The organism is Nostoc sphaeroides (assembly GCF_003443655.1).
Classification (GTDB): domain Bacteria; phylum Cyanobacteriota; class Cyanobacteriia; order Cyanobacteriales; family Nostocaceae; genus Nostoc; species Nostoc sphaeroides.
The window spans coordinates 6,377,348-6,397,239 of the sequence record NZ_CP031941.1 but is presented as its reverse complement, the minus strand read 5'-3'; the positions used below and the strand labels follow the sequence as shown (position 1 = coordinate 6,397,239).

16 protein-coding genes and 1 pseudogene are annotated in these 19,892 nt (G+C 41.3%); 5 read left to right on the top strand and 12 right to left on the bottom strand.

Going from position 1 to position 19,892, the window contains the following annotated elements:
- Positions 1-69: 69 nt before the first annotated feature.
- Together D1367_RS28530 and D1367_RS33405 are read left to right on the top strand one after the other, a co-directional pair.
- Positions 70-708 (top strand): peroxiredoxin, encoded by a 639-nt coding sequence (locus tag D1367_RS28530; protein WP_118170530.1) that lies wholly within the window; start codon positions 70-72, stop codon positions 706-708.
- A 117-nt stretch (positions 709-825) separates the two neighbouring features.
- Positions 826-1,559, top strand: a pseudogene (locus tag D1367_RS33405) (Uma2 family endonuclease).
- Positions 1,560-1,566: 7 nt separating this feature from the next.
- Here the strand turns inward: D1367_RS33405 and rppB are convergent.
- Together rppB and D1367_RS28510 are read right to left on the bottom strand one after the other, a co-directional pair.
- Positions 1,567-2,958 (bottom strand): two-component system sensor histidine kinase RppB, encoded by a 1,392-nt coding sequence (gene rppB, locus D1367_RS28515; RefSeq protein ID WP_118170524.1) that lies wholly within the window; start codon positions 2,956-2,958, stop codon positions 1,567-1,569.
- 262 nt (positions 2,959-3,220) lie between these two features.
- Complete coding sequence (locus tag D1367_RS28510) at positions 3,221-3,838, bottom strand: hypothetical protein (RefSeq protein WP_118170521.1); 618 nt, start codon at positions 3,836-3,838, stop codon at positions 3,221-3,223.
- A 55-nt stretch (positions 3,839-3,893) separates the two neighbouring features.
- Between D1367_RS28510 and D1367_RS28505 the strand changes: the two genes are divergently transcribed.
- Entirely contained in the window at positions 3,894-4,397 is a 504-nt protein-coding gene (locus D1367_RS28505) for an RNA-guided endonuclease TnpB family protein (protein ID WP_338042152.1), read from the top strand.
- A gap of 3 nt (positions 4,398-4,400) precedes the next feature.
- On the opposite strand, the gene rppA is transcribed toward D1367_RS28505, so the two are convergent.
- From rppA to D1367_RS30230, 10 genes are all read right to left on the bottom strand, one after another.
- Entirely contained in the window at positions 4,401-5,129 is a 729-nt protein-coding gene (rppA, locus tag D1367_RS28500; RefSeq protein ID WP_118171681.1) for a two-component system response regulator RppA, read from the bottom strand.
- 1 nt (position 5,130) lies between these two features.
- Complete coding sequence (locus D1367_RS28495) at positions 5,131-5,607, bottom strand: copper resistance CopC family protein (protein ID WP_118170518.1); 477 nt, start codon at positions 5,605-5,607, stop codon at positions 5,131-5,133.
- A 45-nt stretch (positions 5,608-5,652) separates the two neighbouring features.
- Positions 5,653-8,772, bottom strand: coding sequence for an efflux RND transporter permease subunit (locus D1367_RS28490; RefSeq protein WP_118170515.1), 3,120 nt, complete (start codon positions 8,770-8,772; stop codon positions 5,653-5,655).
- A 58-nt stretch (positions 8,773-8,830) separates the two neighbouring features.
- Entirely contained in the window at positions 8,831-10,381 is a 1,551-nt protein-coding gene (locus tag D1367_RS28485; RefSeq protein WP_118170512.1) for an efflux RND transporter periplasmic adaptor subunit, read from the bottom strand.
- 338 nt (positions 10,382-10,719) lie between these two features.
- Positions 10,720-11,418 (bottom strand): DUF305 domain-containing protein, encoded by a 699-nt coding sequence (locus D1367_RS28480; protein ID WP_118170507.1) that lies wholly within the window; start codon positions 11,416-11,418, stop codon positions 10,720-10,722.
- 108 nt (positions 11,419-11,526) lie between these two features.
- The gene (locus D1367_RS28475; protein ID WP_118170504.1) at positions 11,527-13,770 is read right to left on the bottom strand and encodes a dynamin family protein; all 2,244 of its coding nucleotides are present in this window, start codon (positions 13,768-13,770) and stop codon (positions 11,527-11,529) included.
- A 318-nt stretch (positions 13,771-14,088) separates the two neighbouring features.
- Complete coding sequence (locus tag D1367_RS28470; protein WP_118170501.1) at positions 14,089-16,167, bottom strand: dynamin family protein; 2,079 nt, start codon at positions 16,165-16,167, stop codon at positions 14,089-14,091.
- Positions 16,168-16,183: 16 nt separating this feature from the next.
- Positions 16,184-16,510 (bottom strand): DUF3040 domain-containing protein, encoded by a 327-nt coding sequence (locus D1367_RS28465; protein WP_118170498.1) that lies wholly within the window; start codon positions 16,508-16,510, stop codon positions 16,184-16,186.
- 447 nt (positions 16,511-16,957) lie between these two features.
- On the bottom strand, positions 16,958-17,350 hold the full coding sequence (locus D1367_RS28460) for a hypothetical protein (protein WP_118170493.1): 393 nt from the start codon (positions 17,348-17,350) through the stop codon (positions 16,958-16,960).
- 704 nt (positions 17,351-18,054) lie between these two features.
- Complete coding sequence (locus tag D1367_RS30230) at positions 18,055-18,288, bottom strand: hypothetical protein (protein ID WP_147337403.1); 234 nt, start codon at positions 18,286-18,288, stop codon at positions 18,055-18,057.
- 142 nt (positions 18,289-18,430) lie between these two features.
- Between D1367_RS30230 and D1367_RS28455 the strand changes: the two genes are divergently transcribed.
- Positions 18,431-19,405 carry a cysteine synthase A gene (locus D1367_RS28455; RefSeq protein WP_118170489.1) on the top strand — a complete coding sequence of 325 codons (975 nt, stop codon included), beginning with the start codon at positions 18,431-18,433 and terminating at the stop codon, positions 19,403-19,405.
- A gap of 123 nt (positions 19,406-19,528) precedes the next feature.
- Positions 19,529-19,858 carry a (2Fe-2S) ferredoxin domain-containing protein gene (locus D1367_RS28450; RefSeq protein WP_118170484.1) on the top strand — a complete coding sequence of 110 codons (330 nt, stop codon included), beginning with the start codon at positions 19,529-19,531 and terminating at the stop codon, positions 19,856-19,858.
- Positions 19,859-19,892 lie beyond the last annotated feature (34 nt).

Sequence of the window (19,892 nt, the reverse complement as noted above, 5' to 3'; positions counted from 1 at the left end):
GGAATAGGGGTTTTATGTCATGATGGCAAAGTATAATACGTATGATCTTCTAACTACAGGGAATCTCTCATGGCTCTCCGTCTAGGTGACACAGTACCCAATTTTACGCAAGCCTCAACACACGGCGACATTGATTTTTACGAATGGGCAGGTGACAGCTGGGTTGTGCTGTTTTCTCACCCTGCTGATTTTACACCTGTTTGCACAACAGAACTTGGCACAGTTGCCAAGCTAAAACCAGAATTTGACAAGCGCAATGTCAAAGCGATCGCACTCAGCGTTGATGATGTAGAATCTCACAAAGGCTGGGTGGGAGACATTGAAGAAACTCAAAGCACCACTCTCAACTACCCAATTTTGGCAGATGGCGATCGCAAGGTTTCTGAGCTTTACGACATGATCCACCCCAATGCTAATGCGACTGTGACAGTGCGATCGGTGTTCGTGATTGATCCTAATAAAAAACTCCGCCTAAGTTTCACCTATCCTCCCAGCACGGGACGTAACTTTGATGAAATTTTGCGGGTGATTGATTCTCTGCAATTGACTGATAATTACAGCGTGGCGACACCAGCTGATTGGAAAGATGGAGAGGATGTTGTAATTGTCCCCTCACTGAAAGATCCAGAAGTACTCAAAGAAAAATTCCCCAAAGGTTACGAGGAAATCAAACCCTATCTGCGGATAACTCCTCAGCCTAATAAGTAAATCTGAAAATGATTTCAGATAAAAAAGCAAAGACGCAAAGATATAACTTAGCGTCTTTGCTTTTTTGCGTGAGAATATAGTCAGTGAGCTAGGCATCATAACCTGGAGGAAATCTCGATGTTTTCATCCCCTTTGCTTTTACAAATTCCGTCATCAATGCAAATGACAGACGAACAATTTTTTGAGTTCTGTCAGGTGAATCGTGATTTACGCATTGAGCGAAATAAATTCGGAGAATTGCTAATTATGCCTCCTACTGGTTCAGAGACAGGAAACCGAGCAGGTAATATCTCAGGACAGCTATGGGTGTGGTCGCAATACTGCTCGGATAAGCAGGGGAGGCAGGGGAAGCTCTTGAGGCAGGGGAGGCAAAAACTCAACGCCAGCCTCCATTTCTCCCCCAGCTATTGAACAGCTTGCCTCAACCAAGAAATTCCTTAACCGAGCAGTATTGGGTGTGGTCGGAACAAGACGGTACAGGTATAACTTTTAGCTCTAGTACCGGATTTAAGTTATCAACAGGTGCAGAGCGATCGCCTGACGCTTCCTGGATTAAACTAGAACGGTGGAATGCTCTATCTCCAGAACAACAGCGAAAGTTTGCTCCCATTTGTCCAGATTTTGTAGTCGAACTCAAATCTCCTAGTGACAACCTCCAGACTTTGAAGGAAAAAATGGAGGAATATATGAATGAACCAGGAATACAGTTAGGCTGGTTAATTGACCGTAAGCTGCGTAAAGTTTATATTTATCGTCCTGGATTGCCAGAAGAATGTTTAGATAATCCTGATAGTGTAAGCGGCGAGTTGGTATTGCCTGGGTTTATTTTAAATATGAGTAAAGTTTGGTAAGAAAATTTTATTTAAATTTAGGCTGGCGACGATACAGCAATTTAAACTGGGAAATTGGTGTGACATCTAAAGGTAATTGAATAGTAAAAGTGCTACCTTTATCTAATTGGCTCTGCACATTTAAACTACCTTGGTGTGACTGAATAATTGCCTTAGCGATCGCTAATCCTAATCCAGAACCGCCAGTTTTACGAGAGCGATCGCTATTCACTCGGTAAAAGCGATCAAAAATTCGAGTCAGTTCCTGGTGGGGAATGCCAATACCTGTATCTTGAACCTGAATCACAGCATAATTTTCATTGCGATCTAAGACAACAATCACCTTTCCCGATTGTGGCGTGTATTGAATTGCATTGATAATTAAATTAGAAACCAGACGATAGAGTTGGTCAGAATCTCCTACGATCTTTAGAGGTTGCTCGACTCGGATTGCAGATGTCAGCGTTACTTTAGCAGAAAATGCGATCGCTGCAAATTCCTCTATTAAGTCATTGACAATATCATTTAAGCAACATACTTCATGTCGTAATGGCATGGGTTGCCGATCTAGACGAGCTAAGAGGAGTAAATCAACAACTAAAGAAGTAAGTCGATGATTCTGACGGTTTATAGTTTGTAGAATGTCCCGCGCTTCGATTTCATCCAATTTCGGCATCAACAACGCTGATTCCACCGTTGCTTGTGTTGCAGCTAAAGGGGTTCGCAATTCATGTGCGACATCTGCTGTAAATTGTTGGATTTGTCTATAAGATTGATAAATAGGTTGCATTGCTAATCCTGCTAACCACCAGCTAGCAACACTAACCACAATCATCGTTGTAGGCAATCCTACGACTAAAATTAATTTCACAGCATCCAGATAACTGTTGAAATCTTCCAGACTTCGCCCCACTTGGATGTATCCCCAATCATGATTTTCTTGAGTGTGCAGTACAAAGGAAATTTGGTGGTATGGGTTGCCTTTGCTGTCTTTGAGAGTTTGCCAAAGTTCCTTGTTAAAGACTAAAGAAAGTCCCTCTGGATGAGAACCTGCGATCGCAATCAAGCGTCCTGAATTATCAAAAAAACGTACATAGTAGTAGCCTTGATGGATGGCGCTGAGAATATGCCGTTTAGAACTTGACTGCTGTTGAATACATCTTTCCCCAAGTACACAAATATTTGGTAAAAGCTGTTGTACAACTGGTTCAATGCGTCCAGGTTGCTTTAGTTTCAGTTCGATACTGTCGTGTATCGTTCCGGCGACAGATTCCAATTCTCGGTCTAATGCTACCCAATGAGCATGGGATACGGCTTTGTATACGCCGAATCCGCACAGGCTTAAAATCACAGCCATGACAAGCGCATACCATAGCGCCAAACGTACCCGCGTTAAGTTAAAGAGTTTATTTTGATTCATAATCCACGTAGTTGATAGCCATGCAGCTTGAGCCTGACAAGGAAAACAGTTAGATGGAATTTATAGCGGTGTGCAGTTCAGTGAGATACAAAAAAAATGCTGGAATGATTTGACAGCAAGGATTTTGGTGTTCTCATCCAATCGATAACCGCTATATAAATCCTAAAAATGGTCGAGTCAAGATATTGCTGCGTGGTCGAAGGCGCGACCCTAGCGGATGGATAAACTCATACTGGGTCGAGATATTAAGCGAAATAGCCTACTAACTACAATAAGCCAGACTACTGAATCTAGGAGTATTTACTAAGTCGGTATTGGCTATCCAACCATTACCGGATAACTCTCCAGGGAAACTTCTGGAAAGGTCAATTTCTACCCAAATGTAATTTTCAGATTTGTATGATTTAACTACATTACCTGTAACCAAGTTCACAAACACGATTGCATTTGGATAAAGTGTTGTAATATAATCTCCTTTTAGACTTGGTTGGCGACGTAGAGTTTCAGTTTGCACAATTTGCCGACATACACTGCCAATAATAGGCTTACTCCACAGATTTTGAGTGTTGTTATTTGTCTGACAAAATTTCAGCGTAGCAGTTTGAATAAACCCTGAACTCGGAGATTTAATTCTGACAAATTTATCTCCACTAACTGGTATATATGCTAAAGTAATTCTTGTTTGTGCCGACAATATTCTGATAGCATTGGATGATGTTGAAGGTTCTTTAAAAATTGGAGTATCTACTTTAGTTGCACGACAACTCGACTGTGAAGAATTAGAGGGAATCTGGGTGATTTGAGCAAATACAGGTACACTCAGAGCGAACGTAGCAATCTTTACTAAAGTAAAAATAGACAATAACTTCTGAAATTCCACGTTTTTTCCTCAATATCACTTACGTGAAGACTGTACATTATATTCGGTAGCCAGAATTGTTATAGCACGTATAAAGGTCGCTAGAGTTCACGAAGAAATTAGTGACGCTCGAAAAGATTTCCTTCACAAGTTGACAACTCGGTTGGTGAGAGAAAACCAAACCATCGCCGTAGAAGATTTGGCTGTGAAGAATATGATTAAGAACCAGAAACTCTCTCTTGCTATCAGTGATGCTAGTTGGGGTGAATTGGTGAGGCAGCTTGAATACAAGTGCGGATGGTATGGTCGCACTCTGGTCAAGATTGACCGATGGTTTCCGAGTTCTAAACGATGTGGTAATTGTGGACATATCGTTGATAAATTGCCGTTAAATGTACGAGAGTGGGATTGCCCTGAGTGTGGCGCACACCACGACCGGGACATCAACGCAAGTAAGAATATTTTGGCTGCGGGACTCGCAGTTTCAGTCTGTGGAGCGAACATAAGACCCGAAAGAAATATTTCTGAAGGGCAGTTGCGAAAACCCATTAGTGGGAAGAAACAGAAACCTAAGTCGTGAGTCTTAGGAATCCCCGCCGTTCACGGTGGGGAGGATGTCAACGGTGAGATTGAGACGATATCCCACACCATGCATAGTTTCAATGGGGTTTCCACAACCACTACTGGCTAATCTGCGGCGCAGCAAACGTATTTGAGCCGCCACCACATTACTAACGGGTTCTGCACTCACCTCCCAAAGCTGATTGCGAATCTGTTCAGTTGTGACAATTTGGTGCGGATGCTTCATAAAATACTCCAGTAGTTGGAATTCTTTATTAGTTAAAGAAATTATCTGTTTATCCCCTTGATGGTTCTGACTGACAACCATACTGTTGCTGTAATCGAGAGTCAGGTTGCCAACAGTTAACTCCTTGGATTGAAATTGGGGCGATCGCCTCTGCAAAGCACGTAACCGCGCCAACAATTCCGCCATACCAAAGGGCTTCACTAAATAATCATCAGCACCTGCATCCAACCCACCAACTTTATCTTCCATCCGATCTTTGGCTGTCAACATCAAAATTGGTAGAGGATTACGTCGTGTTCGTAGCCGACTACAGAGTTCTAACCCAGACAATCCTGGCAACATCCAATCGATAATAGCCAAAGTGTACTGCGTCCACTGGTTTTCTAGATAATCCCATGCCTCATTACCATCTAAAACCCAGTCAACTATATACTTTTCCAGGTTCAAGGTACGCTTAATTGCCGAACCCAAATCTGGCTCATCTTCGACTAGTAACACTCTCATATTATTTATTAAAGCTAAAACGACCATCTACTTTTTTGCCATCAACATCTACAAGCATCTTCACTTGATATTGACCAGAAGATTTTTCTGGGAGCAAAACAGTATAGTGTTTACCTTCTTTATCGTAAGCTAGGTTTAAAGTTTTCTGCCTTCCATCAGGTGTCTGAACTTGAGCCTTTACTTTGGCATTAGATATTGCCTCGTGATTGTCCCCTTTTTGTAAGTAAAAATCTATATGAGTTCCATTAGCTTCTTTCTCAGCTACAAACTCTAAATGATAAGCTCCTGTTTCTACAACTTGACCTCCTTTAGATTCACCATGCTGGCTAGATGTTTTGGCAGCAGGTGAGGCTGGAGTTGAGGTAGAAATAGCTGGGCTTTTTTCGTTAGTGGCTACTTGATTACTGTTACTACAAGCTCCTAAAAAAAGCAGACCTACACTTCCTATAACAATCAAACTTGATTTTAGTGAAATCATTAATTTACTCCAACTCATAAATAATAAACAAATCTAAAAGCCAAATTATAATACTGGATTTTTGGCAATATCAATATTTTGTAAGAATATAGTATTTTTAGGAGCCAAAAACTTCCTAAACTGAGAATATAAAGCTGGAATAACTAATAGGGTTAATGCTGTAGAGGTAAACAAGCCACCCAACACTACTATTGAAAGGGGTTGCAAAATTTCTTTACCAGGCCCACTGTTAACTACTAATGGTGCTAACCCTAAAGCTGAAGTAAAAGCTGTCATCAAAATAGCGTTAAGCCGTTCCATTGAGCCTTTAATAAGCACTTCTTTAAGAGGCATCCCTTGAGCAAATTTGGTGTTGTAATTATCTACTAATAGCAAACCGTTACGAGTGGCAACTCCAAAGAGAGTGATAAAGCCAACTAAGGAAGCAATAGAAATAACGCCGTTTGTTAAAGCTACTGAAAATACTCCTCCCACCAATGCTAAAGGTAAGTTAATCATAATCATGATGGTAGAAGGAATAGATTTGACTGAGAGATACATAATTACTGTGATGACGACAAAGGCGATCGCACTGGAAATTAAGATATTCTGAGTGGCTCTTTCTTGCGCCTCAAATTGCCCTGCATATTGAATATAGTAACCAGAGGGAGGATGCACTTGTTGGTTAACTTTGTCCCGAATTTCATTGACAATAGAACGCAAATCTCTACCGCTAGCGTTAGCAGAAACAACAATCAAGCGGGAAACATTTTCCCGGTTAATCGTATTTGGCCCTGTACCATTGTTAATTATGGCAACTTGTGATAAGGGAATTTTTTGACCGTCAGAAGTATCAACTAATAAATTGCCAATGGTATCCAAATTTTGACGTGCATCTGGTTTTAACCACACAACTAAGTCAAAAGTTTGTTGTTTCTCCAAAACTTGGGAAACTACTTTACCATTGAGAGCGGTTTCAACAATTTTAGAAAGTTTTCCTGCTGTTAAACCATATCGAGAAGCAGCTTGACGGTTGAATTTAATTTGTATCTGTTCGACTGGTACTTGAGGCTCAAGTTGTAAATCAACAATCCCATTAACGGTTTTCATTACTTCATTTACTTGGCTTCCAATGATGCGGAGTTCTTCTAATTCTGAACCAAAGATTTTGATAGCGATCGCACTTCTCACACCAGACAAAACCTCATCCATCCGATGAGAGATAAAACCACCAATATTTGGTGCTACCCCTGGTAATTTAGCAAACTCTTCCCGCAGCTTTTTAATACTCTCTTCTCTGTCTTCCATCGCCGCTTTACTCAACTCAATATCCAAATGTCCCAAATTCACCCCAGCTGCATCTGCATCACCAGGCGCACGTCCAGAACGCAACTGTACATAAGGAAATCTAGAGTCTCCCTTCAGCGCGTCTTGAAGTGCTTCTCCAGCTACATTAGTAGCTTCCAAAGATACACCAGGATAAAGAGTGAGGGTATTCACCAAAGTTTGCTCTTGAAATTCTGGTAAAAAGACTCTCCCAAAGGAGGGAGCAATCACAGCAGATGCTACTAAACTAGCAGCAGCTAATATTAAAATAATTCCAGAATGCCGCAGAGAAAATCCTAATAGAGGATGATAAAGCTTCTTAAAAAATCTTGCTATCCAAGGCTCGGTTTCTGGCAAATTACCGTAAGGTAATAAGATTGCACATAATGCCGGAGTCACCGTCAAAGCTGTAATACTAGAAGCGATAACTGCCGCCATATAGCCTAATCCCATTGGGATAAAAATACTACCTTCTACACCAGCCAAAGCAAAAACTGGAGAGAAGACAACTATGGTAATTATAGTGGCTCCAAATACTGAATCGCGTACCTCTTGACAACCATCAAATACTATATCTAAAACTGGGAGCGGATTGGGAGAGTATTTATTTTCTCGCAGGTTACGATAGACGTTTTCAGCATCCACAATTGCATCATCAACTGCTGAACCAATCGCTACTGCTAACCCTCCCAAGGTCATAGTATTTAAACCTTGTCCTAGCAAATTTAGTAATAGTACTCCTATTAGTAAGGATAATGGGAGAGCCGTTAGACAAATAGCTAAATTACGCCAATTCATCAAAAACGGAATCAGGATAAGTGCAACAATAATACTGCCTTCAATTAAAGCTTCTCTAACATTGGCAATAGAAGAATCAATATAGTTTTCTTGGCGGAAGGTAGGAGTTATATTAATATCTTTGGGTAAAGCAGCTTTTATTTCCGACATTGCCGCTTCTATGGCACGGGTAACAGTAGGAGTATCGGCTTGAGGCTGTTTATTAATCATCACAATAATTGCCTTTTGACCGTTAAAACTGCCATCACCTCGTTTAATAGCTGCACCAATTTTTACATCAGCGACATCGGATATTTTTACAGGTGTACCGTTACGGGCAGTTATTACTGACTGCTGTAAGTCTTCAATAGATTCAATCCGTCCAATACCTCGAATTAATTTTTCGCGATCGCGGGTAATTAAATAACCGCCCGGTGCATTAACATTGGCAGCAGATACAGCTTCCTGCACATCTGCTAAAGTGACATTAAATGCTTGTAACTTCTCTGGGTCAATTAATACTTGATATTGGCGAGTATCACCGCCATACGCTATAACCTGACTAACACCTGGAACAGCTAAAAGGCGATTTGTTACTTGCCAATCGACAATGCGTCGCACTTCCATCAAAGGAGTATTTTTAGAAGTAAAAGCGTATTGCAGTACAGTACCGATGGGGGAAGTGGTGGGGGAAATTTGTGGCGTTTCCACTCCTTCAGGAAGCTTACTAGAACTCTGTTGTAATCGCTCTGTTACCAATTGGCGAGCTTGATAAATATCGCTTCCCCAGTTAAAAATTACTTTGACAACGGAGACTCCCGACGCGCTAGAAGAACGTACTGCTGTGACTCCTGGAGTACCGTTAATCGCACTTTCAATTGGCAAAGTTACCAGAGATTCAACTTCTTCTGGTGCTAGTCCTGGTGCTTCAGTTTGAATTTCAATTTGGGGTGGTGCAAAGCTGGGCAAAACATCCAACGGCATTTGGATAATTGTCCGAAATATCCAAAGCGTTACGACAATTGTACCCAGGATAACTAACCAACGGCGGGCGATCGCCCATTTAATAATCGCACTCAGCATTATTTGTAATTCGTAATTCGTAATTCGTAATTAAGATGGTGTAAGGGTTTTAGACATTTCAAATGGGTGGTTTATTTACGTTGTGGTGTGCTAGTTGAAGTTGATTGGTGCGACGATTAGACCAAAAAGCACCTGCAATGAAAGCGATCGGAGCTAATGCTACTCCCAGTAACCACAGTGGTGCTGGCTCTCTTGTAGTCTGTATAGGGGTTTCCGGGTGTTCGTCTACTTTTGGCTTCGTATCACCACGCAAAGACTGAGCATAAAGCTGAGGCGATCGCACAGTAACTATCAAATCCTCCTCGAATAAGCCAGTTTTGACTTCAACCATATCCCCAGAGGTTCGACCTAAAGTAACTTCAACAGGCTGATAGGCGTTACCATTTTTTACATAAACCTGTTTTTTGCCATTGCCTTCAACTACAGCCGCGCTCTTAATTGCTAATATGGCTGGTAATGTTTGGTTTGTAACAACTTCTAATTCTGCAAACATCCCTGGTTTTAGCACTCCACCAGAATTTTCCAGTTCAGCTTGCACTGGTACTACTCGCGTTTCTCCTTCCACAACAGAACCCATGCGGGTAATTCGTCCAATAAAGGTACGCTTAGATATAGAAGCAACTTTGACTCTTACTTGTTGACCACTTCTTACCTGATTCAAATCTTTTTCATAAATATTTGCGGTGGCAAAAACGCGACTGTCATTGATAATTGTCATCAACTTCCCACCCGCATCCTCGAATGATTGACCAAGGGTAACTTCCCTGTCGGCAACTTTGCCAGAAATTGGAGATGTCACGGTAACAAGTCCTTGAGCATTGGCGCGGGTTCCCAATTGAGAAAGCCGAGTTTGATAAATCCTATTACTTAGTTGGATACGAGACTTTGCTACCTGAACGGCGGAATCAGCGCGTTTTAGCTGATTTTCTGCCTCAATAACGTCCCGACGACTGGCGGCTTTCGCAAGTTCGGCTTTGGCTTGAGCTAACTGAGTTTCAGATTCTAGAGCATTACGACGTGGTAAAGCGCCAGCATCAACTAACCGTTGATCTTGGTTAAACTTTTCTTGAGCAAAAGCCACCTGGCTCTGTGCTTGAGCTATTTCAGCTGCGGCTATTTGTTGATAGCGATCGCGGTTTTGTTGAGCTAGTCTTAAATCAGCCTGTGCTTGCTGTAAATCAGCTTGACCTTGAGCAAGCTTTTCCTGAGAATTAACCCGCATTTCCACCAGTTCAGGACTGAATAAAACGGCAACTGGTTGACCTTTTTTCACCATGACACCAGGTTCCACCAATAACTCAACCACTTTTGCTTTAGAAATGGGAGTATTTACTTCCACTTTTTGGCTGGGTAGAGTTTCAATCTGTCCAGTAGTTTTAATCCCTACACCTAGCCTCTGGCGTTTGACAGGTTCAACTTTAATTCCTAGCCGTTTGGCTGTTTGGGCATCAACTTGAATAGAACCAGTTGTTTCACTTCCCCCTTGAAATTCATTTCCGTGTCCAGCGTGAGCTAAAACAACTGCGGGACTAGTAAGTAACAAAAGGTTGAAAAGTGTCCCATAAACACAGCGAACAATTGTAAGTGATTGGGAATAGGATTTAGGCATCGCTATCAAAAGTCTTTGGATACAGAGGCAGAGAAAATACAGTGATTCAGTCTCACTACCCAGTCTTCCATTGAGAAATGAAATTAGGATGAAATTGGGCTGCATAGGCGTAACCCATTGTAGACAGCGCTCCTGAAATAACCAAACACCCACCCCAAATTCTCAACTGCAAATACATATAGCAGTCCTAAATAATTTGCGAAAATTATCCATTTATTTCTTCTTTCTTCCCTTTGCGTCCTTGGCGTTCTTGGCGGTTCGTTTCCTTGTCTATATTTTTCACGAATCAAATAAGACTGCTATATTACTTGTTCGCATATCCACGCAAAGACTTAGATTTACTTGTTGTACCAAGCTTTTCGCCACTGCTGCATTTCTTTAATCTCTATCTCTTGGGCTTTAACAATTTCTTGGGCTAATTTCTTGATTTCAGGGCGCTTAGACTTACTCAAGGCATCTTGCCCCATTGTTACAGCCCCTTCATGGTGAGGAATCATCGCATTGATAAAGCGCAGATCAAATTCAGCATCGGCTGCACCTAAATCCTGACTCATCATCATGCTTTTCATTTGATCAGACGACATTTCCATCATGTGGCCCATTTGGCTGTTGTAAGCCATTGGTTTATCTCCCGCCTTGGGATACCAAGCTTGTCGCCACTGCTTCATCTGAGTGATTTCTTGGTTTTGCGATTTAATGATATTATCTGCTAACTTTTTGATTTCAGGACGTTTTGATTTCTGCTGCGCAACTTTCGCCATTTCTACAGCGCCTTGATGGTGCGGTATCATCGCGTCGATAAATCGTAAATCAAAATTAGCATCGGCTGGGCCTAAATCCATTCCCATGCTGTGGTTCATCATGCCACCACCGTGATTCATCATCTGCTTGTCGTTAGCATTGGTGGCGGTTGCATTTGGCGCTTGGCTTTGGTTCTGGGAAGCAGTACCAGCACAACCTGTGATTAACCCACCAGCAGAAGCGATCGCACTGAAGGTTAACGCCAAAAACCCATTCCTCAAAGATAGCATCTGCATAAGTCTCACCTCATAGTTTCCTAATTTTATATTTACTTATTAGCTTGGCAGGCAGAAATGAAATTAGGATGAAATGTAACTTATTAAACAAGTCCAGTATATTGTTGTTTATTTATCACTCAAAATTGTGTAAGCTTCATTAACTAAGTGCATTTTCTCTTGTGCTTGTTTTAGCATTTGTGGCTGATTAACAAATAAATCTGGATGCCATTTTTTTACTAAAGTTCGATAAGCCTGCTTTACCTCAGCCAAAGAAGCATTTGCTTGCAATCCTAAAATGCTGTAGGCGCGAGTAATCTTATCTTTTTCCGTCTGGGTTTTGGGTTGATTGGGTGCTTTGTTGCTTTGAGTTGTATTTTGCTGTTTGTTAGTTTGAGAACCAGGCGATGTCTGACGACAAGCCTTAGGGCTACGCATTTCTGCTTTCATTCGCGCTATTTCCTCATTGAGTTCCCAATCACGAAATTTCGCCTCCACTTCTTCTTTCCGTGGAGAGGGAGAAACTTTTGGCGGTGGTGGAGAAACAGATTTTACCCTTGTCTGAGTATTCTTCGCAGTATTTTCCTGTTGTTGCTTAACACCAATATCTTTTTTAGGATAAGTTTGAACTCTCTCTGGCTGTGGCGAATATTTTCTATTAGTGTTATTGGGTTTGGGTATTTCTTTATAAGGTTGATGATTTGAGGATATTTTGACTTTTTCTAACTCTCGTAGCAACTGATTAAAACCGTTTTGTAACTGCTGCAAACTTTCACGTTTTTTAGTAACTTCTAGTGGTTCTTGACTAACTTCAAAACAAATTACTTTTTCGGCTTGCTGTTCATATTCAGCCAAAATAGATAACCCTTGACTACTGAAGCCAGATAAATAATCTTCAATTGCAGTTATACAAAGTTTAGCAACTTCCTGATGATAAGATTCCTTTGCTAATTGATCGTCTTGTTTTTGGATATTCTTGTTTAGCAAATAAGAAATACTCCCGACGACAGCAGCACCAACTGGGCCACCTAACAACCAACCAATACCACCACCAACAGCAATAGAACCAGGTTCACTCAAATCATCAGTATTGCTTGGCTTTGAGGGTAATATTACTTGTGGTTCGCTAGGAAAGGGAATTATTAAATCTTGCGGTCGTTCTTCTTGAAAAAATTCGTAAGCTTGATAAAGCCATTTTATCACAGCAAATTGTAACTGAGTCAGGTCTTTTTTAAAAGTATTTGTTTGCCAATCTTTAAAGTTATTTTCAGCCAATGCAACTGCTGCATCAGCTTGATATTTTGTAAGTAGCTTGGGTAATACTAGCCAATCGCGTAACTCTCCTACGCTAGTAGTAAAACCTTTATAAATTAAGTCGGCTGCTTTTCGTTTAATTTCAATTTTGCTATTTTCTTTCTCATCAAAGGATTTGATTTCAATAGCAATCGGGTCAATTTTAGCTTTTAATGAGTATTGGATTTGAGAAGCGATCGCTTGCACTCTTGGCAAACGCACACTACCACGATCTGGTTGCAAAATCCCCACAATATTTTGCAAAGCTGTTTCAAAAGCTGCTAACCCGCTACTATTGGCAGCAGCAACATCGCCTTTTAACCTGGCTCTTAAAGCAGGTAAAGCATCAACGCGATATAAATTACTAAAACCTGGAGGTAATTCGGCTCGAAAGCTTTCTGCAACAAACCGCAAGCGATTTTGGACTTGTTTTTGCTCGTCGGGTTCGAGTAAATTAATAAAATTAGCAACAAATATAACTGTTTTAATACCGCGATCTAATAGCCAATCTCGTAAGTTTTCTCGCTCACCTAAAGTCATTAACTTACGTGCATCTAATAATTGGATAACTAAATCTGCACTTAAAAGTTGTTCTCGGATTAAATTATCTTGTTCATCTCTATCATTTGTTCCCGGTAAATCGAGAAATTCTACACCCGTTTCTAAAAATGGATGGGGACAAAAAACTTCCACAGATGCTACATCTTTTCGCATCTGCCTATTACCATCAAGAATTGCAAATTGTTGTAAAACTTCTGTGCCACTGCGATAGATTTCTGTCCCATCTACCAACATGATGCGAGTTCGCACATCAGAACCATAGCTGACAGTAATCGCTGCGCCTGTAGTAGGAATTAAATCAATTGGTAAAGTACGATTCCCTAACATGGCATTTAGTAAGGTAGATTTGCCATGATTAAAGGGGCCAAATACCGCAATCCGAAAGCTAGGATTAACTAAATGATTGCAAATAGTAATTATATCTTGATGCAGTTGCGATTTACGTTCTAAATTCAGTAACGCAGATGCAGATTTAAGAGAATCTGCTAAATCTTTATAACCTTCATACTGTTGTTGCATAATTCCCCTATCTTCCTCGTTCCCAGGCTCCGCCTGGGAATGCAATTCATTGAGGCTCCGCCTAGGCTGTTGACTCTGTACCCTTTAGCCCACAAGACTTCATGCAAAAACTGTGTTTTTTATTTTGGCGTAAAGATGGCTGTTACAGGCGCTTTCACACAAGCAAAAACCAGCACAAATAATTTTTCGGGAAATTACCGAAAAATAGCCAAAGTCAACAGCCTAGGCTCCGCCTCACATTTTTATAGTTATGGGAGGCGGCAGCCCTCCAAGTAGGCATTCCCAGCTAGAAGCTGGGAACGAGAGTAATGAGATTTATCAACTATAATAAGCTAATAAATTGCTATACGCCGCCTCAATTTTTTGCAACTGAGCTATTACATCTTCCTGTAATTTTTTTAATCGGTTGAACTCACCCTCACGATTTATTTCGCGGGTTTGTTTCTGCTTGACTAGATTATCTAATTCAGATTTACGAGATACAATATCATCGTTAATCCGCTTACTTACTTCTCTTTCATAAGAGTCAAAACACTCTTTCACAGCATTGTATACAACCTGAGATTGCTCGTATGCCACTTGGGGTAGATGTTTAACTAACTCTTTCTTCGCTGTTTTAACTAACTCTTTACGCGCTTGATCTGCTTGCAAAAATCCGACTCCTAAACCTAGCAGTGCAAACCCGATGGGGCCAAGAAAAATACCTGTCACTGCTGTAATTATCCCGCCAATGCCAATTACAGTAAAGTAGTTTAACAAGATATTTTTCCAATCAAATCCGGCTCCAGCTAGTGCGAAACCAGCAAGATTTCCCTTAGACAGTGATAACAAGCCCATTGCCCATTTTGCCCAAGCGGGAGAGTTATCTTCTTCAGGTGTAGTAGTATTTACCTTTACATCTTGCCCAGTTAGCTTTTCTGTAATTTCCTCTGTGACTTGATTATAAGACGCACCATATTGTGCAGCACTGTGAGAAAGTTCTTTAAAAGCGGCATTGATATCTTTTTCAGCAGTTAATGTCCAAGCAGCAGATTTGTCAGTGATATATTGCTCAAAAGCTTTTTGCAATGCGGTGTTAAATGCTTCTCGTTTACCACTACTGAGAAAATCAAACAAATTTAATTCCGGCTGATAGCGCAAGAAATCGGTTTCAAAAGTATCACCTAAATTTAAAACGTAGCTGCGAAAAGATTCGGAAATTGTTCTTGCTTGAGTGTCTCTGGTATTGATAATTTCTTTTTGAAATTTATCTCGAATACTTGTGAGTTTGTTAAACTCTGGTTCTACTGAATCAATTCGTTTTTTTAATTCATTTACATCTTGATCAAGTAATGGTATACGTCTAGCAACTGCTTCGCGGGTATGATTGCAGGCAAGTCTAGCCAAGGTTCTGACTTGACGGAGTTCTGCGATCGCACGTTCTCTGGTAAGAAAAGTATTAAGCGAATCCATAAACTTCGGAAAGCCAGTCCCCTCTAAATCAGCTTGGGGATTTTTTAACCGTCGTCTAAGTGCTTGAATTGACGAAAGCTCAAACACTCTTTCGTCATAAATATTTTGACCTTCTATAGTACAATATTCTGCTAAATTTGCGTTAAATACTTGCCGTAATCTATTCTCAGATGCTTGTAATTCTTCGACATCATCAGGATCAATCAATGATTCCCGCACCTGATCCCAAGCATTAACTAAGAAGAAAACTGTCAATCCTCTACCTTTGATATAATTTTCTAGATAGCGACGCTCACCCAAGGTACAAGGTTGAGAAGCTCTCATCACAAACAAAATTGCATGGCAGTTGTTTACATAACCCAAAGATAATTCGTTTCGCGCTTCTGTATCATTCAATCCTGGGCTATCAACAATTTCAATTCCCTTTTCTAGTAGCGTTAAGGGATACTCAACTACTGCATAATCAACATCGGGAAAGGCTTGTTTTTTCTCCTGCTCTAGTTTTTTCGCTTCAGCCGGATCAATGGTATATTTATATTTAAAGTTCTGAAAGTCTAGCTGTTGCGGGTTTTTTCCATCATTAAAATGAATGGTAACTTTCTTTTCTGGCCCATAGCGTAAAACTGTTAACACTGCGGTACAAGGGTTAACATCGCTCGGTAATAAGTTTTCTCCAATTAAGGCGTTGAGAAAAGTACTTTTTCCGCGTTTCATATCGCCCAATACCAAAAGGCGAAATACACCTTGGCGGAGGTTTTTACTAGCTACTGTAATATCTTCAATGTCTCGCTCTAAACTGAGTTTTCCTGATGAAGAGTCTCCAGCTAACTCAGCTTGATTAATTGTTTCGGCAAGTTTACTCAAACATACAGACATCTGCGATCGCACTTGAGCAACACGCTCTAAATCTTGGATAAATCTGTCAGTTGCTACCTGATCACTCATCATAATTACACCTTAATTAAAGATTGGTTTTTTTAGATTCCAAAAATAATTTGTAAGACATCCACCCCAGTGCAGCAACAATAATAAACCCAGCCAGCACTGAGGCTATTCTCACCGCAACCAGCGCTACCACACCAAGAACAAAGAGCTTCCCACCGAGAATTACTTTTTTCATCCAAGGTTTCTGGGAATTTTCTGGTTGATGCTTCACAGTTTGGTGAAAAGCCGCATCGGTAGCATGGATGTTACTTTCCATTTCTCGGAGTCGCAATTCAACTTCTCGTTCTCGTAATATACGTTCTCGCTGTTCAAGTTCTTTTTCGCGATCGCTTTCAGATGTCATCGGTATCTATCCCGTCTAAGACAATGAAAAGATGTCAGCATTTACTCGTCAATCATACTGTATTTTAACTTACGTAAATATTTAAAAACCCCAGTAAAATTACTATTTAAATTTTGATTATACTGGTCACCATTCAGATACGGTACAATGTTACATCACGATTGTAGGGGCACGGCAATGCCCATTGGTGTCAACTTAAGCTAGAAATCGCTTGTTGACTTCCACGCCCGCCCAGAAATAAATTTCAGGGCTAATAGCCCAAGTCTACTGAAGTAGACTAAAGATTTTTCAGATTATTTAGTCATCTTCAGATGACTTTAGCTATTATTCTTGGAACTTCAGTTCCTTGCGGGACATGGCTTTTACGTTAAGTTGACACGTATGGGCAATGCCGTGCCCCTACGGGTGTACAACTATAGGACTTACGCAAAATATAATTTTTGCCAGTTACGCCGTCTGTTTAGAAGTTGCTTTTAAGTCTGCGGTCGATTTTAACCGGGTGATGGTGGCTTTACGAATGCGATCGCTTTTGCGTACTCCGCCTATCATCTCGTATTCCCGGCTGTCTTTGCCATACTTCAATACTACACCACTGACTAAGCGTTCTGAAGTTTCCCGAATGGTCTTTTCCAGGGTTTCTATTTCTGCCTTTGCCGAGTCAAGGGCAGTTAGCATCATATTATAGTGGTCAATCTGGTTGCGGAGTTGCCCGATTAACTGGGTTAAATTCTTTAAACTGATAGAATCACCAAAGTCAAGGCCCGAATCAATCGATTTAAATCCGATTACTCTCTGTTCAGTTTTTTCTAGCACAGGAGAGGTTCTTTTTTGGCGTGGCATCAATGCATACCTTTTACTAAACTTTACCTTTCTAGAGTGGCTCAATAGAAGAATGTAGTGGTTCAGTAAAGCTTGCAAAAAAAAGGTATTTTTTTTAATAAGATTGGATTAGTAGCTCAGTAATTACACGAGAACAGACAACAAATTGTTGAGAAAAGACTTGTGTTCTGAACGAACGGACTTGTGTTCTGAACGAACGGACTTGTGTTCTGAACGAACGGACTTGTGTTCTGAACGAACGGACTTGTGTTCTGAACGAACGGACTTGTGTTCTGAATGAACGGACTTGTGTTCTGAACGAACGGACTTGTGTTCTGAACGAATGGGCTTGTGTTCTGAACGAATGGGCTTGTGTTCTGAACTAATATCAAGTCTGGGTAATTAGCTGAAACAGCAAGAAGCCTCTCACCTACCCGCAAGGGAGGTGATGAGATGAATTGCGCGTGAAAGCTCAGTTAATGTCCGACGGGATACCGGGAGTCCCTGAGAAGCCCACACTGTACGCTTGCGTCAGTGTGGGAGTATGTCACTTATTATAATTCCCACAGTCATTGCACCCCTCCTCAAAGCATCGGCTACGGTGTACACACAAGTTTTGCCGCAGCCATATCTTTATTGATAAATCTCGCACTGCATTTCTATCCCGCCTCGGAATGAATTCCGAGTCTCATATAGGACGAATGGCACACTCTACGAATTCTTCTCTACGAGACGCTACGCGATGGCGTCAACTCTTGGAGACGCGAAGCGCGATAGCGAAGCGGTAGCGAGTCATCGAGTGTCTGGCGGTTCGATAAATTAAGCTTTTCGGCAATTTTTGCGTAAGTCCTAGCGATCGCCCCTAATAAAACAGATATTGTAAACAGTATGGATATGCGTAGGCGTAGCCCGCCGCAGGCATCGTTTTTTTGATCGCCCCTTGTAGAGACGCGATTCATCGCGTCTTTAATCTTTAATTATTTTATTTTCCCTCAGAGGAAAGCGATCGCATATTGGATTTTAGGCTAATCAGTTTTAAATTATGCGATCGCTTCGCTATAAGCCAAAATTTTTATAGATACTCACACAGGTACAATCAAAATGGATATTAAGAATGGCTTCGTCGGCGCTGTTGGCAACACGCCCCTAATTCGCTTAAACAGTTTCAGTGAAGAAACAGGATGTGAAATCCTCGCTAAAGCGGAATTCCTCAATCCTGGCGGTTCCGTCAAAGACCGCGCCGCACTGTATATTATCAAAGACGCAGAAGAGAAAGGTTTACTCAAACCCGGTGGCACAGTTGTAGAAGGAACTGCTGGTAATACTGGCATTGGGCTGGCGCATATTTGCAACGCCAAAGGCTACAAATGCTTAATTATTATTCCCGATACTCAGTCACAAGAAAAAATAGACGCACTAACAGCACTAGGCGCAGAAGTTCGTCCCATCCCTGCTGTACCCTACAAAGACCCAAATAACTACGTCAAACTATCTGGCAGAGTTGCTGCTGAGTTGGAAAACGCTATTTGGGCGAATCAGTTCGATAACTTAGCCAACCGTCGCGCCCACTACGAAACCACAGGGCCGGAAATTTGGAAACAGACAGATGGTAAAATAGATGCATGGACAACTGCAACTGGTACTGGTGGTACTTATGCTGGTGTGGCGTTGTACTTGAAAGAACAAAATCCGGCAATTAAATGCGTTGTTGCCGATCCTTTGGGTAGCGCACTTTATAGCTATGTCAAAACCGGCGAACTCAATACAGAAGGAAGTTCTATCACCGAAGGCATCGGTAACGGTCGTGTCACAGCCAATATGGCAGGCGCACCTGCTGATGATGCCATTCAAATCGATGACGAAGAAGCTTTACGGGTAGTTTACCAACTCCTGAGGAAAGATGGGCTGTTAATGGGCGGCTCAACGGGTATTAATGTGGGCGCAGCTGTTGCCCTAGCGAAGCAGTTGGGGCCAGGACATACCATTGTTACCATCTTATGTGATAGTGGTTCCCGCTATCAGTCGCGGATATTTAACCCTGAATGGCTAGCCTCAAAAGGACTTTCAATAGATTAGGTAGGAGTTAATAGTTAGGAGTTAGGAGTTAGGAGTTAGGAATTAGGAGTTAGGAGTTATTTCTTTCCTATCTTCCTGATTTCTTCTTCTGTGTCCTCTGCGTTTGGAGCGGTTCGTTAAAAAATGTCAAACATAACTCAACCATCAAACTTCCCTACAATAGACCAACCTTCTCCTAAATGTGTGCGGGTTTGTCAAAATCGCACTTGCAAAAAGCAAGGCGCAGTTAAGGTTTTAGCAGCTTTTGCAGCTTTGCCAATCCCTGGTGTAACGGTAACGGCTAGCAGCTGTTTAGGACAATGCGGCAATGGGCCGATGGTGCTGGTATTACCCGATATGGTCTGGTATAGCGGCGTTCAACCCAATGAAGTATCTCTACTGATAGAAAATCATTTGCTAGGTGGTGAAAGAGTTAAACAGATGCTCTATTATCGGTTTCATCCCCAGAAATAAAGCTAAATTTTCAATATCAATGTCTGCAATATTG

What these genes read in the sequence shown, in the direction of transcription:
- rppA (WP_118171681.1), bottom strand. Translation starts at nt 5,129, where the DNA reads ATGAGAGTGTTACTAGTCGAAGATGAGCCAGATTTGGGTTCGGCAATT.
- rppB (WP_118170524.1), bottom strand. Translation starts at nt 2,958, where the DNA reads ATGAATCAAAATAAACTCTTTAACTTAACGCGGGTACGTTTGGCGCTA.
- D1367_RS28460 (WP_118170493.1), bottom strand. Translation starts at nt 17,350, where the DNA reads ATGCCACGCCAAAAAAGAACCTCTCCTGTGCTAGAAAAAACTGAACAG.
- D1367_RS28450 (WP_118170484.1), top strand. Translation starts at nt 19,529, where the DNA reads ATGTCAAACATAACTCAACCATCAAACTTCCCTACAATAGACCAACCT.
- D1367_RS28480 (WP_118170507.1), bottom strand. Translation starts at nt 11,418, where the DNA reads ATGCAGATGCTATCTTTGAGGAATGGGTTTTTGGCGTTAACCTTCAGT.
- D1367_RS28485 (WP_118170512.1), bottom strand. Translation starts at nt 10,381, where the DNA reads ATGCCTAAATCCTATTCCCAATCACTTACAATTGTTCGCTGTGTTTAT.
- D1367_RS28530 (WP_118170530.1), top strand. Translation starts at nt 70, where the DNA reads ATGGCTCTCCGTCTAGGTGACACAGTACCCAATTTTACGCAAGCCTCA.
- D1367_RS28495 (WP_118170518.1), bottom strand. Translation starts at nt 5,607, where the DNA reads ATGATTTCACTAAAATCAAGTTTGATTGTTATAGGAAGTGTAGGTCTG.
- D1367_RS28470 (WP_118170501.1), bottom strand. Translation starts at nt 16,167, where the DNA reads ATGAGTGATCAGGTAGCAACTGACAGATTTATCCAAGATTTAGAGCGT.
- D1367_RS28455 (WP_118170489.1), top strand. Translation starts at nt 18,431, where the DNA reads ATGGATATTAAGAATGGCTTCGTCGGCGCTGTTGGCAACACGCCCCTA.
- D1367_RS28490 (WP_118170515.1), bottom strand. Translation starts at nt 8,772, where the DNA reads ATGCTGAGTGCGATTATTAAATGGGCGATCGCCCGCCGTTGGTTAGTT.
- D1367_RS28465 (WP_118170498.1), bottom strand. Translation starts at nt 16,510, where the DNA reads ATGACATCTGAAAGCGATCGCGAAAAAGAACTTGAACAGCGAGAACGT.
- D1367_RS28475 (WP_118170504.1), bottom strand. Translation starts at nt 13,770, where the DNA reads ATGCAACAACAGTATGAAGGTTATAAAGATTTAGCAGATTCTCTTAAA.
- D1367_RS30230 (WP_147337403.1), bottom strand. Translation starts at nt 18,288, where the DNA reads ATGAATCGCGTCTCTACAAGGGGCGATCAAAAAAACGATGCCTGCGGC.